Origin of the sequence: Pseudomonas sp. R25(2017), assembly GCF_002112565.1 — a bacterium.
GTDB lineage: Bacteria > Pseudomonadota > Gammaproteobacteria > Pseudomonadales > Pseudomonadaceae > Aquipseudomonas > Aquipseudomonas ekonensis.
The window spans coordinates 169,929-185,597 of record NZ_NEHZ01000006.1; the positions used below are offsets into that span (position 1 = coordinate 169,929).

4 protein-coding genes are annotated in these 15,669 nt (G+C 65.4%); all 4 read left to right on the forward strand.

Going from position 1 to position 15,669, the window contains the following annotated elements:
- The first annotated feature begins 1,501 nt into the window (after nucleotides 1–1,501).
- The 4 genes from CAG31_RS09840 (at nucleotide 1,502) to CAG31_RS09855 (ending at nucleotide 15,667) form a co-directional block, all read left to right on the forward strand.
- A complete protein-coding gene (locus tag CAG31_RS09840) occupies nucleotides 1,502–3,505 on the forward strand; it encodes a hypothetical protein (RefSeq protein ID WP_085580386.1) in 2,004 nt (667 codons plus the stop codon).
- Nucleotides 3,506–3,653: 148 nt separating this feature from the next.
- Nucleotides 3,654–7,244: a Tc toxin subunit A gene (locus CAG31_RS09845; protein ID WP_085580388.1), complete on the forward strand. Its 3,591-nt coding sequence runs from the start codon at nucleotides 3,654–3,656 to the stop codon at nucleotides 7,242–7,244.
- Nucleotides 7,245–7,299: 55 nt separating this feature from the next.
- Complete coding sequence (locus tag CAG31_RS09850; protein WP_085580390.1) at nucleotides 7,300–11,391, forward strand: neuraminidase-like domain-containing protein; 4,092 nt, start codon at nucleotides 7,300–7,302, stop codon at nucleotides 11,389–11,391.
- Complete coding sequence (locus CAG31_RS09855; RefSeq protein WP_085580392.1) at nucleotides 11,384–15,667, forward strand: hypothetical protein; 4,284 nt, start codon at nucleotides 11,384–11,386, stop codon at nucleotides 15,665–15,667. Before CAG31_RS09850 ends, CAG31_RS09855 begins: the two co-directional genes overlap by 8 nt.
- Nucleotides 15,668–15,669 lie beyond the last annotated feature (2 nt).

Consider the following 15,669-nt stretch of genomic DNA (forward strand, 5'->3'; position numbering starts at 1 on the left):
TTCGCATCCCTTACTGAAAAGCTTCGCGGGCAAGCCCGCGAAGTCGTCAGCACACGACGCCTTTTCCATTCAACATCCCATTTCCTTCACTTTCTCATTCGGCATTGGAATTAGATCCATCGTCTTTTATGCGATTTTGATCTCAATTACTGTCACGTTTGACAGTAGTGATCGAGTCGGCTCGACCCTAGGCTTTGGGTAAACCCCAACAGTCCCTGAGTCGAGAACATCTGAAATGAGTGACGACAATGATGGTGCAAGAGGCAAAGGCTGGTTGGACGAGGGCGTTCAGACTATCAGCTATGCGCATGTCACAGAACTCGAAAAGGGTTCATTTCGCGAACATGGCGAAGGCGAGCAGTATTCCGAGATTTTTTGGGCGGATGCGGTCGAGACAACGCTTCATCAAACCCATCCGCGCGTGTCCACGCTAAAGACTCAGTTGGTGTGCCAGTACAAGTTCGAAAACGGCCGTATTTATGTGAAGACATTGCGTTACCACATGACGTCCCGTCCTGCAGATAAGTATTGGTACAGGGCCAATATCGATGTAGGGCTTCAGGCAGGACAATGGGTTCGCAAGAATTCCCAAGACTCAATGTCGCAAGACAACCAATGGCACAATTACGAGATCTATCTGGATTCGCCGTTGGGTGTTCCGGATTTCGGTGTAAGTCTGGCAATACGCGTTGACTACGACGGCACCAACAATGATGTCGAACCTCACGAGGGTTGGGGCATTAACATATATCCTTCACGAAAGCCGATCATTGAATTGCCAGCCTCCAATGCGGTGGTCGAAATGCCTTTTGCCGTCTCCGGAATAAACGGGTTGGTATGGCCCTTCCCCCCCACGGTTTATGGAAAGGTCAATTTGCTGTGCATCTACAACGGTCAAGTGATTCCACTCGGCTCCGGAACTGTGGGGAGAGACGGGCGCTGGGGGGCTTACATCAGTCTCCCTCCTGATGTCACCTCTTTTTATGCAGAACAGCTCATTGGTGACCAAAACTCCGGGCGGTCAGAATCCGTGTCCATTCGCAGGGCTGTCGCAGCACCTGTAATCACAGTCCCAACGCCGAATTCAACGGTATCCGTCCGGCGGCCTTATGTTGAGGGCACAGGTACTGCAAGTGCACTTGTCCGTATTTATCAGGCCGGATCCGATGCGATTCTTTATGGTCAGACAGTAGTCAGGCTAGACGGTGTCTGGTCGTTGATGTTGCAACATGACTTGCCCGACGGGGTCTTTACATTCACCGCCAAACAGTCACTTGGTGGTGTCGATTCTCCTTGGGCACGCTATGTCCCCGTCACCGTAAGGGTGCTGCCCAAGACACCGGCGATCACCAGCCCAACAGCCAACACTTTGCAGAGTTCAACGTTCACGGTTTCAGGTTCGGGTGGCGAGGCCGGTGCGAAGGTTGACGTCCTGCTCGATATCGCCGGCACTAGGGTCGGCCAAAGCGCGACGCTGACAGGGGATGCATGGAGCGCCTCGGTGACCGTCAGCCCTGGGCCCGTTTCGCTGGTGGCCAAGCAGATAAAAGGTCAGTTGGAGTCATTGCTCAGCGCCCCCCGCGCCTTCAAGGTCCGCCCCCCAGCCTTGACCGCCGTCTCCGCCACCCCCATCGGCACCCACGTCAAACTCACCGGCAGCGGCCACACCGGCGCTACGGTGCAGATCACTGTGGTCGACGGCGGAGCCGCCGCGCCGCCCGCCGTGCAAGTGACCAACGGCCGATGGGAAACCACCGCCGCCAACTGGCCCTTCGGCACCTACCGACTCAGGGCTATCCAGAAAGTCTCGGACAACGCCGGCGGTTGGATCGAATCCCAGCCCTATACCTTCACCGTCAATCATACGTTCCCGAATCCGTCCGATGTCGCGTTCACGGCGGACTATCAGCCGACCTGCTCGGGCAAGGGGCTGAACGGCGCGACGGTGAGGCTCTTTGACGTGGGCGGCACCGTGCCGTTGGCGCCCGATGCCGTTGTCGGCGGTGGCCAATGGTCGGTGCGGGTGTCGCAGGTGTGGGGACCGACCTGGGAGCGCTCCGTGCAGGTCAAGCAGTTCCTCGGCGGACAGGCATCCAGCGGGGTCACGGTCAAAGTCACCGTCCCGCCCAAGGCGCCGACGCTTGATGCTCCGGTCGAGGACGGCCTGTCGCCGCAATGGAACGGTACCTGCTGGCCCGGTGCGCAAGTGAACATCGAGTTCAGTGACAGCACCACTGTCCACACGGTGACCGGCGCCGGGGGCGTCTGGTCTTTCCGTCGCGCCACCGACTTCGCGCCGGGCATCACCTATACCGTCAAGGTCACCCAGACCGCCGCCAGTCAGACGTCGGCGATCGTGTCGCGCACGTTCACCGTCGATGCCCCCTTGCCCAAACCTGTCATCACCTTCCCGGCCCAGAACGCCGAGGTGGGGACTGAGGTGACCGTGCGCGGGGAAAGCGGCGTGGCCGGCGCGACGATGCAGTTGCGCGACGCCCAGTTCGGCAGACCGCTGGGGACGCCCAAAACGCTGACAAGCGACGGCGCGTGGTCCATCGACCTGACGGCGCTGGAGTTTCGCCAGTACACCCTCGACGCCAGGCAGGCGCGCAACGGCCGGGAGTCCGAGCGCAGTGACTTGCACATCTTCCGGGTGGTGGTGCTGCCGCCGGTCTTCGAGGCGCCGGAGCAGGGCGGCACGTTGCCGCGCACCGCGATTCTGTCGGGCACGGCCATGCCCGGCGGGAAGGTTGAGGTGCTGCTGGAGGGCGACAGCGCCCCCCTGCTCAAGGACATCACCGTGGATGCCGAAGGCCGCTGGCAAGGCGAGGTGAGCTTGCCCATCGGCCCCAAGACCCTGCGGGCCCGGCAAACGTTCGAGTCCCTGACGTCCCGGGACAGCCCGCCGCTGGCGTTCAGCGTCGTGCCCGCCGCGCCGTTCATCGAGACCCCGGTGACGGGCGAGCCCGTCGGGCGGCGGGCGGTGGTCTCCGGCTTCGGGGTGCCGGGCGATACGGTGTCGGTGAGCTTGGCCGGCGCCAACCGCTCGGTGTCGGCACAGGCCCCGGTGCTGGGGGATCGCACCTGGTCGGTGACCTTGCTCAGTGACCTGCCCGGCGGTGACGGCGAGGTGACGGCGGTGGCGTCGTTCGACGGTTTCGAGTCGGCGGGGGCCCGGCGCCGGGTGGTGCTGGCGACGTTCCTGCCGGGGATCGATCTGCCGGCGCCGGGGCAGTGGGTCGTTCATCCGGTTCTCTTCAAGGGCCAGGGGCAGCCGGGCAGCGGGCAGGTGACGAGCTGGTTCGACCCGGAGCAGGCCTGGACAGCGGTCATGCCGGTGACCGCCGCCGGCTGGCAGGGCAGTGCCGCTCAGGCCGTGCCGCCAGGAGGCCAATGGTGCCGGTTCAGGCAGACCCTCACCGGTGGCGCCGCCGGGCCGACGATGTCCGACTGGCAGGAGAGCGAGCGCTTCGAAGCGCTGCCCCCGCAGGCGACCCGCTCCTGATGCCAGCGAACCGATGAATGGCCTAAAGAGCTGTCATTTATGACAGTAGACGGTCGGCGATTCTTGGCGCCAAATCTCATCAAGCCCATGTTCAGCCTGGCGTGTTCGCCAGGCTGCTGCGGACAGTCCCTGCCAGAGGAGCCGGAAGATGCGCGACGCTGCCGAACGCCCCGCCCTGCAACTGTTTCAACAGGTCTTCAAGGAGCAGGGCGCTGCCGGTCTTGAGGATTACCTCAAAGCCGGCGGCTCGGTCTTCGCGCTGGTGGAAAAGGGTGCCCGGGCCCTGACCGTCGAGTACGGCATGAGCGACGAGTCGGCCCGGGCCTTCATGCGCAGGGCCAACAGCCTGGTCACCTATGTCCGGCGCCGCTACATCGAGGGCCGGTTGACCGGCGAGGGACAAGCGGCGGCGGGCGCCTCCAGCGGCTTGCTGTCGATGGTGACCGGGCCCACCTACGAGCGCCTGTTCAACACGCCGTTCGACGCGCTCTGCCCGGCGGATGCCCTGGAGTCCCTCGCCTCGCCGGTGGCGTACCTGATCGAACTGCTGCGCTGGATACGCGACCGCATCGAACCCCATGGCGTGGACACCTATCCGCTGCACGAGCGCCGGGCCGACCTGAAACGGCTGTCGGTGGATTTCAATGCCGTGCACCGGTCGGTGTCTTCGGTGGACATCATCGTGGCGGTACTGGAGACCTTCATCGCCGAACACGGTTCGGGTCAGCCGATAGAGCAAGCCCTGATCGAGTCGCGCTACCCCAACGGGCTGCCCTTTTACCAGCACTGGGCTTCGCTGGACGCCGTCGCCCGACGCAACGGCTTGCTGGTGGGCGACTTTGCGCACACGGTCGACCTGTCGTTTCCGTATTTCCTCAGCCCCCAGGCCTGGAGCACCGATGCCGGCCGTGCGCTGGCCCATGCCTCGCGGTTGGGGCCTTATCAGCGGCGGTTGCTGATGGAGCCTGCAGTGAAGTTCGAGGATCGGGAAGACTTCTACGCACGGAATTTCGGTGCCGAAGGCCTTTCCTGGCAGAACCTCAATCAGTTGCTGTTTTTCGGTGAGCGGACAAAGCTGGACACGCCGGGCGTCGAGGCCTTGCTCTCGACCCGCGGGTTTGCGCCTGTACGCTCCGCCAATGTGACCTACGCCGATGCGGCACCGGCCGCGGACGAAAGCGAACGCTCAGGCTCCGTCTACCTCAATGCCAACACGGCACCGGCCGTGAGCCTCACCAGGGCCGCAAACGGCTCCTCGTTCCTGCACCGCTTGTCCGCCAACCCGACGGACGCGGCCGGGCTGGCCCGTTACGACCGCATGAACCGCAAAGTGCGCCTGGACGCCTGGCTGGGGCTGCCCTGCGATCAGGTGGACGCCTTGCTGGTGGCCGCGATCAATGCCCAAGTGCGTGGGGGCGGCAAGGACGACCCCTGGTGGATCTCGGAAAACGTGGTGCATGCGCTGGGGCTGTTTCAGTCGTTGCGTGAGCGCTATGGCTGTACGGCGCCGGACTTTGCGGCGTTCATCGATGCGATGGGGATCTATGGCCGGGGAGAGGCCGCCTCTCACTTCGATCAGGTGTTCAATCGCCAGAGCGACTACCGCCGGCCCCTGCAGCTCGATGGCTTGCCCTTTGCGGTGCTGCCCGTCGAGGGGGGCACCGATTTGACGGTCAGCCAACTGTGCAACGGATTGGGCATCGATCCGCTGACCTACGGCTATCTGGCCGTGGCCATTGCCCAGGCCCGCGGGGCGGGCGATACCCTGGCGCGCAGCCCGGCGGTCGTGTCGGCGTTCTACCGTCTGGTGAGGCTGCCCAGGCTGTTGGGCATCACGCCGGTCGAAGGTCTGCTGATGCTGAACGCGCTGGGCGGCGAGGAATGGGTCAACGGCCTGGCGGGCGATCCCTGGATCAGCACGGGGGGGGAGGCGCCGAGCGTGCTGAACCTCATCCACGCCTTGCATGCCTGTGTGCAGTGGTGCCGTGACCGCGACCTGCCGGTGCTGTGGATGCTGCAGCAGGCTGCTGCGCCGCAGCCGTCGAGCGCGGTGTCCGATGCGCAGCGGCAACTGTTCGACAAGGTGGTCAGCCTGCTGCCGGCAGCCCTGTTTTCCAACAACGGGCTCTTGATGGCCGGCGTGCCGCCGCTGCCGGCGGCCGACTGGCTCGGATTGCTGGGGGCGCTGGCGGACGGCGACGGTCTGGTGCTGCCATTCCCGGGAACGGAGGAGGAGTACCTTACAAAGGCCCGCGAGGCGTTGGACCATGCGGTCACCGACGGTCTGGGCGAGATCGGAGCCGACGCCCGGGCGGTCATCGTCGAGCAGATGCTGGGGGTTCTCCTGCAGGCCAGGCAGGCGCAGGTGGCGCTGGTTCAGCATGCGGTGGCGGTGTACGCCACGCTTGAGGAGGCGCAGGTCCTGCCGGTGCTGGAATGGGCGGACGTCTCGGTTCACGGGTTTCTGCGCCAGGTGCGCGACCGGATCGCGGTGATGGAGGATCCGGTGCGCGGACTCAATGAGTCGCCGGATCCCTTGCTCGCCCTGCTGGCCGACATCCAGCGCCGCAGCGAGGTCGTGGCGAAGCTGGGCCTGAGTGTCGCCCTGCTGCGCGATTATCTGGCATACGGCCACAAGGCCTGGCTCAACCAGGACGACCGGCACGTGCTTTCGGTCAGGACGCTCTATTACCTCACATTGCTCAGCCGGGCCTTTGCGATGGGCGAGCAGCCTGAACAGAAGCTGCTCGACTATCTGTGGCAGGTCAATCATTTGCCTGACGTTACGGGCGATGCGTTGTGGCTGGCGCAGCAGGCCGCGTCGATCAGGCTGGCCGAGTTCTTTGGCTGGAGCCTTCAGGACGTTCGCGAGTGCGTCAGTCGAATCGATCCGTCGGGCCTCAAGGTGCTCAAGAATCTGGTTCAGCTGGATGTGCTGATGCGGGTGCGTGCGCTGTCGGCCGACAGCGGTATGGACGCCTTGACCATCTTTATGATCGGACGCCTGCCCGAAGAGTTGGACACCCAGGCCTATGCCGATGCCGCCGAACACGCGTTGCTGAGCCTCACGGAGAGCCGTGCCCCGGCGGGGCGCGTCGCCGGAGGGGTGAAGGAACTCGTGCAGATGAGCTGCGTCGCCGACAAGACTGAGGCCGTCGCCAACAAGCCGGGCGAAAGGATCAGGTTCACGGTGACGCTCAAGAGGGCCGACGGCCGGCCCTTGAGCGGGGTCATGGTGCACTGGCGGGCGGCCTTGGGCAGCGTGGCCGCACAAGCCACCGGAACGGACGGGACGGTCAAGGCGGACTATCTGCCGGGCAAGGTGACGGGCACCGATACGCCGGCCTATTGGCTGGACCTGTTCGACGAACAGCTGGCCCCCACCGTCCAGGTCACGTTCGAGACGGCCTCGCTGCAGTTCCCGGCCCCGCTCAAGTCACCGGTGCCGTTGGACACTGTGGAGCCCGGCGGTGAAGCGCAACTGTATGCCGTGCTCATGGACGCCTACGGCAATCCGGGCGCCAACAGCCTGGTGCAGTGGTTCGCTGAGCCGCAGGAAGAGGGCGGTCAAGCCGTCATCCGGCCCCGGCAGACCTTCACCGATCCGCAGGGGCTTGTGCGGGTGTTCGTCGCCAGCCCGACCGGCGGCACCTTCACCTTCAGCGTGCTCAGCGAGGCCAGCGAAAAGAGAACCTACTTCGACCCCATCACGTTTGCCGCCCCGACGGGCTCTGCATGACTTGGCCGGTCGAGCGAGTGTGTCTGGACGGATCATCGCTGCAGGAGAATGGCTCATGGAACAGGACACGATGGCTGCGTTGCAGGAAAAACGGCGTGCTGCGCTGGTGGAGTACTGCATCGGCCAGGTCAACGGCGCCGACGGGCGGGATTACGGCTTTCTGCGCACGCCGGCCGACCTGTTCGAGCTGCTGCGCATGGATCCGCTGGACAGCTATGCGGTACAGAGTTCCTGGGTGGCCGAAGCGACCAGTTGCGCCCAGCAGTACATCCATGCGGTGTACCGCAAGCTGGAGCCCGGGTTCAGCGAGCATCAGTTCGACAAGGACGATGTGGCGACCTGGGCGCTCTACGGCAACTACCCGGACTGGGCGGCGCTGCAGTTGATCGAGCTTTATCCGGAGAACTTCATCAACCCGTTCGTGCGCCGGCGCAAGACCAGCCTGTTCAAGACCCTGGAAAACGACCTCAACCAGACGCGCCTGGGCACCGACAGCGTGCAGGCGGCGCTGCGCGATTACCTGCAGGCCTTCGAGCAGACCTGCAACCTCGATGTCGTCAGCGGTTACATGGACTACAGGGCCGGCGGTTCCCCCGCGAAAGCGGACTACTACTTCATCGGCCGTCAGAGAACGGCGCCGTTCCAGTATTTCTGGCGCAAGGCGCAGGTCGAGCTGTCGCCGAGCTGCACCGCCATCAATCCGGCCGCGTGGGGGGAATGGCAACCGGTGGACATTCCCGTCGAGGCCAAGGTGCTGGATATGCGCCCGGTGTTCTGGAGCGGGCGCCTGTGCCTGGTCTGGGCCCAGTGGCGCGACAAGGTCGAGGGGCGGACGGCGGACGAGTACCTGCCGCACAGGCTGGACATCCGATTGGCCTTCATGACGCAGAACGGCCAGTGGACGGCGCCGATGGGCCTGGCCGGGCGCGAATTCGATGAGGACCTGTCCGCGGACTGCCGGCTGGTGGTGACCGTGTGGGCCGACCGTCACCACCCCAAGGGCAAGCTGGGGGGGCTGCTGACGAACGGGAAGAGCGACGCGGACTCGTTGCGGGAGGCCGCCGTGCGTGACGTGCTGATGCGGCCCGTGGCGGGCGATGACGCCAGTTGGCTGGAGCATGCGGCCAATCATCGGTTCTCGGATGCCCGGGTGGTGCAGCACCCGTTGCTGAACCAGCCGACCGTGGTGCCCACCGTGGTAACGGCCACCGACCTGACGCCCTTTCTGGACGTGCAGGCGCTGGCGTTCCGCGTCGGCGAAGCGGACTGGCTGGTGATCCAGGGGCTTTGCCGGGCGACGGGGCTGAGCGGGAATCCGGTGACGCTGAAGTTCGATCTGGTCAATGAAGCGGCGGGCGATCCTGCGCCTATCGAAAAGAGCTTTCCGCTCGCCGGAGGCTGGAGCACGGACTGGCAGGTCTTCAAACGCGCCAAGGGCTCGTTCGCCCAACCGGTGACCTTCACTTGGGGGGCCGGCACGGTCATCCACAAGAAATTTGATCTGACCCTCCTCAACGTTACGGGCTTCATGCCGGCGATCCTGCTGAAAAACACCTTGGATGCCGCGCAGTTCCTCTCCCTGCGGCAACCGGAGCTGGCCCTCAAGTTCGCCCGCCTGAACTCGCTGTTCGGGCCTGAGCTGGTGCAGCGTTCCAATGTGTCCGTCGATGCGGTGCTGGACTGGGACACGCAGTTTCTCGACGAGCCGCCGCCCGAGTCGGGCCCGATCACTGAGCTCAACGGCGCGTTCGACGGCGCCAATGGCCTGTTCTTCTGGGAGCTGTTCTTCCATCTGCCGCACCTGGTGGCGACGCGGCTGCGCGCCGAGGACCGGTTCAGCCAGGCGCAGGACTGGCTGCATTACCTGTTCGATCCGCAGGCAGCGGCCGACCCTGAGGATCCGCCGCCGGCCAATCCCAAGCCGCAGTATTGGCGTTGCCGGCCTTTGGTGAAGCCCGGCAACCCGGGGTGCGAGAGCCTGGATCCGACCGACCCCGACGCCATCGGTTACGCGGCGCCCAGGCACTTTCAGATTCTGGTGTTCACCGAGTACGTCAGCAACCTGATGGCCTGGGGCGACTGGCACTACCGCCAGCTCACCCGTGACAGCCTGGTGGCGGCGAAGCTGTGCTACGTGCAGGCCGAGTTCCTGATGGGCAAGGCGCCTTCGGCGCGTACGACGAACCAATGGCGGACCGACACGGTCGCCAACCTGTTGGGCAGGAGCGCATCGCGCCCGGCGCTCGAGCGGTTCGAGCGGGAACTGGACTTCAGCCTCGCCCAGATCCCTGCCGGCAGCGATGCCGTGCCCCGGCTCGGGCTGCTGGCCAATGAGCCTTTCGAGACGCCGATCAATCAGCCGTTGCTCGACTTGTTCGCCTTGCCGGGCCAGCGGCTGTTCAACCTGCGCAACAACTTGACCCTCGACGGCAAGCCGCTGCAGATCCCGCTGTTCAGCCCGCCCACGGATCCGAACCAGTTGCTGCGTGACCTGGCGAATGGGGGCGCCGGAGCGCCGCGGCCCATGGGCGGACGGCTGGCGGTGGGGGCGTTCCGCTGGCGGGTGACCTTCGAGGCCGCCCTGCGTGCCGTGCAGACCTTGCAGGAGTTCGGCAATCAGGTGCTGCGTTTCCTTGAGCAGCGCGACCGCTGCGAGCAAGAGGACCTGCAGCAAAGCCATCTGATCGAACTGGGCGCCTATGCCCAGACCGTGCAGGAACAGAGCATCAGCCAACAGGAGGCTGGCGTTGCCGCCCTGGTCCGCAGCCGGGCCGTCGCCCAGGAGCGGGCCGACGCCTATGCGCAACGGCACGCCGAGAACGTCACGGCGGTCGAGTACGACGTCATGGAAAGCCTGCATCTCTCGAAAGTCCTGGCGTTGGCCTCGTCGAGCATCAAGCCTGCCGCGGCGGCCGTGGCGGCCGTTCCCAACATCTTCGGCCTGGCCAATGGCGGGCACCGCGCCGATGCGTTGCTCGATGCCGTGAGTTTCGGGCTGGGCGTCGCCGCCCAGGTGAGGCAGATCGACGCCGACAAGCAGGCGGCCACCGAAGGCTACCGCCGCCGCCGTGAGGAGTGGGCGCTGCTGCGGGATCAGGCGTTGGCGGAAGTGCTCGCCATCGATGAGCAGATCACCGCGCAGACCCACGCCGTGCAGGCGGCGAAGGCCGGCCTGCAACAGACGCTGCGGGCCAACGGCCAGGCCCGGACGGTCTATGACTTCCTGAAAAAGCGCGCGGGCAACGCCGAGCTGTACGGCTGGCTGCTCGGCCAGCTCAAGGCCTTGCACTACCAGGCCTACGACGCTGTGGTCAGCCTGTGCCTCAACGCCCAGGCGTCGCTCAGCGCCGAAACCGGCGATTACGACTCGGTCATTCCCTTGCCGCAGGTCTGGCTCGACAACCGTCACGGTCTGACGGCGGGCGAGCACTTGCGCGGTCACCTGTTGCGCATGGAGCGCGAATACCTGCAACGGCACGAGCGCCGGCTGGAGTTGGTCAAGACGGTCTCTCTGCGCAGACTGTTCGACGACCGCGTCGAGCCCCAACAGGGACTCGACGGCTGGCAGGCCGCGCTGCAGCAACTGCTGGACACCGGGACGCTGGAGTTCCGACTCACCCAATTGCTGTTCGACCGCGACCACCCGGGGCATTACTGCCGGCAGATCGGTTCGCTTGAGGTGGATCTGCCGGTGCTGGCCGGGCCTTACGAAGACGTCCGTGCCACGTTGCTGCAGGTCGGCAGCATGACCGCGACCAAGGCCAACGTCCAGTCGGTGAAGTATCTGCACAATCCCCAGCAAGGCGTCGCGCCCGCCGATGTGCAGGTCAACCTGCGCAGCGGCCAGCAGATCGCCCTGTCGCTGGGCATCGCGGCCAACGGCATGCACGGAACCAAGGCGGACGAGGGCTTGCTCAACCCCTTCGAGTGCACGGGTGCGGTGTCCGCCTGGCGCCTGACGTTCCCGTGGCCGAAAAAGGAACCGCAGGTGTCCATGCTCGGTTCGCTGACCGACATCATCGTGCGCATCCGCTACACCGCCAGGGCAGGGGAACCGACGTTCCTGCGTACCGTGCAGGACATGGTGACCCAGCTCGAAGGCGCCACCGGCAACATCACTGCCGAAGAGGCACGCGGCCATGAATGAGTCAGGCGTTCAGGCGAACCAGAGCCTGGTGCTCAACGGGGCGTTCACCGAAGCGTTCACCCATTGGCGCAAAGGGTCGCTCAACCCGGACTGGCTGGCGATTGAAGCGGAGGCGTATCAGGAAGACGTGATCCGTCTCCTGGCGGCCGGCAACCAGTCGTCGGTGAGCCAGACCCTGTCGGTGCCCAAGACGCCTTCCCCCGGCGCACGCTATGTCTTGAGCTTTCTGTGCGAGACGCGGCACGCCGAAGCCGGGTGGCTGCGGGTCGGCATTCAGGGGCGTCCTGAGCGACTGGAGATTGCGCTGTTGCCGGGTGCGTCGCGCGACATCGAGGCGGATCGGGCGCGCCTGGCCGCCGGACAGCCGCTGGAGTTCCGGCCGCGCGAGTACCGCGAGGAACTGGCGCTGCCGTTCAGCGGCCAGGACACGCTGGTGGTCGAGGTGCAGAGTCCGGCCAACGCGCCCGGCGACTACCTGTCGAAAATCTGCATCACCCGTATCCGGCTTGAGGTGCACCTGGAGCCGGCGACGATGGTTTCGCTGATCCTCGATGAACAACCGCTGGCGCCTCTGCAAACAGTCTATCTGTGCAAGGGCGCCACGGCGGGCCTGGCCCACCGATTGGGCTTCAACGTGGCGCCGGACAGTGCCTGGCACACCACCCGGGCGGCGCTGACCAGCGACGACAATCCGCAGCAAGCGGTCGTGGCCTGGCCCGTCTGGGGTGAGGACCAACCGCTGGACCTGCCCTGGATCCTCGATTGCCCGGTGATCGGCGAAGACGGGGTCGAGTTGTTCACCGTCAACCTGGTCAACCAGTACACCGCCGATCCCTATCCGCTCACGGTGTCGCTGGGGCATCACCGCCTGGTGTTCCTCGGCAAGCTGGAGGCGGCCCATTTCCCGGTGCTGGCGCTCAAGCAGAGCGTCCGGCTGGGTGTGCAGGTGGCGTCGCACTACACCGGCCAGCCATTGAGCGGGCGGACGGTGACCTGGCGGGTGGCGGGGCAGACGCTTGCGGCCGCGGACTCGGATCCGCAGGGCTGGGCCTGGTTCGATTACCTGCCCACCGCCGCGGGGGATTTCACCGTAGCGGCCTCGGTGGACAGCCCCTACTACGCCAGCGGTGCGATCAGCGCCCTGTTTGAGGTGCGGGTGCTGGCGACGGATCCGTGGAGCGATGCATTGGTAGTGGTCGAAGACGCGGCGCTGCCCTGGGCGCAGAGCACCGGCTATCCCAACCGAGGTACGGATTATCCGCTCAGGGTGCGGTTGCCTGCGGGGAGCCCGATGCTCGGGACAGAGGTTTCATTGCATTGGAGCGGAGATTCGCACGAACAGCTGGGTGTGGGCGTCAGCCCGGCGCTCGGACAGCCGCAGCCCGTCGAAAGCACACACATCGACTGGACGCTGTCGAGCGAAGACCGGCTGGACGGGCAGTTCAGCCTGACACTGGCCTGCTCGAAGCTGCTGCACCCTTCACCGGCCAAACCCATGTCGCTGGCGCGCAATGTGGTGCGGATCGGCGAGGTGCGCGAAGCCGACCGGTTTCCGGTGGTGGACGAGGGCGAAAGCGTGCTGCTGCGGGTCCAGGTGATTCACGTGGTCGCCAGCGGCGACGGTGACCCGGTGAGCAATGCGCAGGTGGATTGGGTGACGCCCGAAGGCACGGTTTCGACCCGCTCGGGGGCGGGAGGCTGGGCGAGCGTGCTGTACCGTCCGGCGGGGGCCGGCGACCTGGTGGTGACGGCCCGGGTCAGGGCCCACGCCGAAGCCGTTGCCGTGGAGCGGCCGTTTGCCGTGAAGGCACTGGCGACCAGCCCGTGGAAAGACCGGATCAGGATCCTGTTCGATGAGCGCGACGTGGATCTGGTCGGCACGGGGTTGCTGTGCCGGCGCGGCGGTGAGCATGTGCTGAAGATCCTGCCGGTGGCGGGCAGTCCGTTCATCGGGCAATCCGTCACGCTGGACTGGCGCGCGGGCGATCCTGGCATCGGGCTGAGCGTCAGCGGGCTCGGCAGCGGCAGGATCCTGACCGCCGCGGGGCTCGAATGGACGTTCAGTTCCTCGGCGCCGCAGAGCTTCAGCGCATTGTTTGCCCTGCAACTGTCCACCGGCATCGCCGCGTCGCCCAGGGAACTGATCGGGCGACTGATCGCGGCGGACCTGGCGGACGAACTGACGGTGATGCTCGATCAGGTGACGCAACCGCCGGCGGGGCAACCTTTCTATCCGTGCCTGGGGGCCCGGCATGCCGTCAGGTATTTGCCCAATCCCCTGAGCCCGCTGGTGGGCCTGCAGGGCCGGCTGGTGTGGCTGGGAACCCCCGCCGACGACTTGCAGGCCGGGGTCGAGCCGCCCCCGGACCGTGCGCAGCCGATCGAGGACGGCGGTGTGGCCTGGACGCTGGACTTCACGTCGAGCCCGACGGCCGGGGACTTTTCCCTGGCCCTGGCGCTGCCGGCGTTGGGCGTGGCATTGCAGGCGGACGCGATGCATCTGGGGCACAACCGGCTGCGTATCGCAAACCGTCGTGATACGGCCGTCGATCCGGTGGTCGGCCAGGATCGGGCCTGGCTCTGGGTGCAGGTCGAATCGGTGTTCACCGGCCAGCCTGTGGCGCAGGCCCCCGTGGACTGGAGCGCTCAGGGTGAGGTGGCCAGCCGGACCTGCGACGAGACCGGCTGGAGCGGGTTCGGGTTCGCGCCGGTCCTGGCCGGCGAGCACACGGTCGAGGCGCAGGTGCTGAGCCGTTTCGACGGTTTTCAGGAGCGGCGTCCGTTCCCGGTGACGGCATTGGCGGACGATCCTTGGCGCAGCGTGCAGGTTCGCTTCGATGGCCAGCCTGCCAGCCGTTGGGGCGAGCAGACGTTCTTCCCGCGGCGCAAGGGCGAGCACCGGATCGAAGTGCTGGCCGAGGCGGGCAGCCCGTTGCTGGAGCGCAGCCTGACCCTGGGCCTGACGGGCACCGGTCCCGCCGAACTGGGCCTGCAGTTCCAGGCACCGGGGCTCGGGGCGCCGCGCCTGTTCTCCGGCATCGGCCTGCATTACCTGCTCAGGTGCGGCGACCTCAAGGACGGTGGCTTCGCCTTGCGCCTTGGGGCCGAGCGCTTGGCGAGCCTGTCGCCGGCCAATGCGATGTCGTTGGGGGAGGGCGCGCAGGTCATGGAGATCGAGGGGACGGGCCGTACCCGTCAGGTGCTCGACTGGGGAGAGGAACTGGTCGAGCAGGTGAGGGTGATTGCGTCTACCACGGGCAAGCCGATGGTCGGGGCGACGGTTGCCTGGGAACATCCGGACCTGGAGGGCGTGACCAGTCAGACTGATTTCTACGGAGTGGCCAAGGTTCGTTTCAGGCCGCATACGACAGGCACATCCGTGTTGGTGGCAACGGTGGGCAGCGAGCCGTTTTCAGTGTCTGTCGAGCTGGCGTTCACGCTCAATGAGCCCCGTGAAATCAGTGAGCTGTATGAGCCGGACGGCCCGCAACCGCTACCCGACAGATCCGGAGTCCTTGCCCGAGCCGTGGTGCTTTCGGCGTTTACGGGGTTGCCGCTGGCTGGGGTCGAGGTTTGGTGGGACTTCTCGGGGCACTTTGTTTCAACGTCGCTGACCGATGCTGAAGGCATTGCGCAACTGGCCTTTACGTATCCCGAACAAGGTGTATTGGGCGCTACCGTGAAGGGTGGACTGGGAGGCTGGGACTACACGCATATTCTGTTCGACAGAAAGGTGCCGACGATCACGTCGTTGACCAGTCCGGATCAGAATGTCGGGTTGGGCAGGAAGGCGCTGGCGCAAGTGACGGTGGCTTCCGCCCTGGACGGGCTACCCATCGGCGGCGTCAACGTGGAATGGAGCTTCCCGGGAGTGACGCTGCCGTCCACCTTCACGAACCCGGACGGACGATCACTGATCGAGTTCGTCCCTCCAGCGCTCGGCAAGTATTCTTTGCAGGCAACGATTGACGTGACCAAGCCTCATTCGCTGGATTTCAACATTGTCGAATCGGCTACGTTGCCTCAGATCTACACCATCGGAAAACTGCACGGACAGAGCCTGATCGGTGCGCAAGCGCATTGCTATGTCCTCGTCCGAAATCCCGCAGGTCTGCCCGTAGAGGGAGAGGAAGTCTTCTGGAGTTTTCCGAAGGCCAGAGTGGTTTCCACGATTGCCGATTCATCAGGACGTGCTGAGGTGAAGTTCGTTCTGCATAACCGGGGAACGTTAGTCGCACGTGTTCGGGGAGGCTCCGATCTCGCCCTTCCGTTGTAACG

What these genes read in the sequence shown, in the direction of transcription:
- CAG31_RS09845 (WP_085580388.1), top strand. Translation starts at nt 3,654, where the DNA reads ATGCGCGACGCTGCCGAACGCCCCGCCCTGCAACTGTTTCAACAGGTC.
- CAG31_RS09850 (WP_085580390.1), top strand. Translation starts at nt 7,300, where the DNA reads ATGGAACAGGACACGATGGCTGCGTTGCAGGAAAAACGGCGTGCTGCG.
- CAG31_RS09855 (WP_085580392.1), top strand. Translation starts at nt 11,384, where the DNA reads ATGAATGAGTCAGGCGTTCAGGCGAACCAGAGCCTGGTGCTCAACGGG.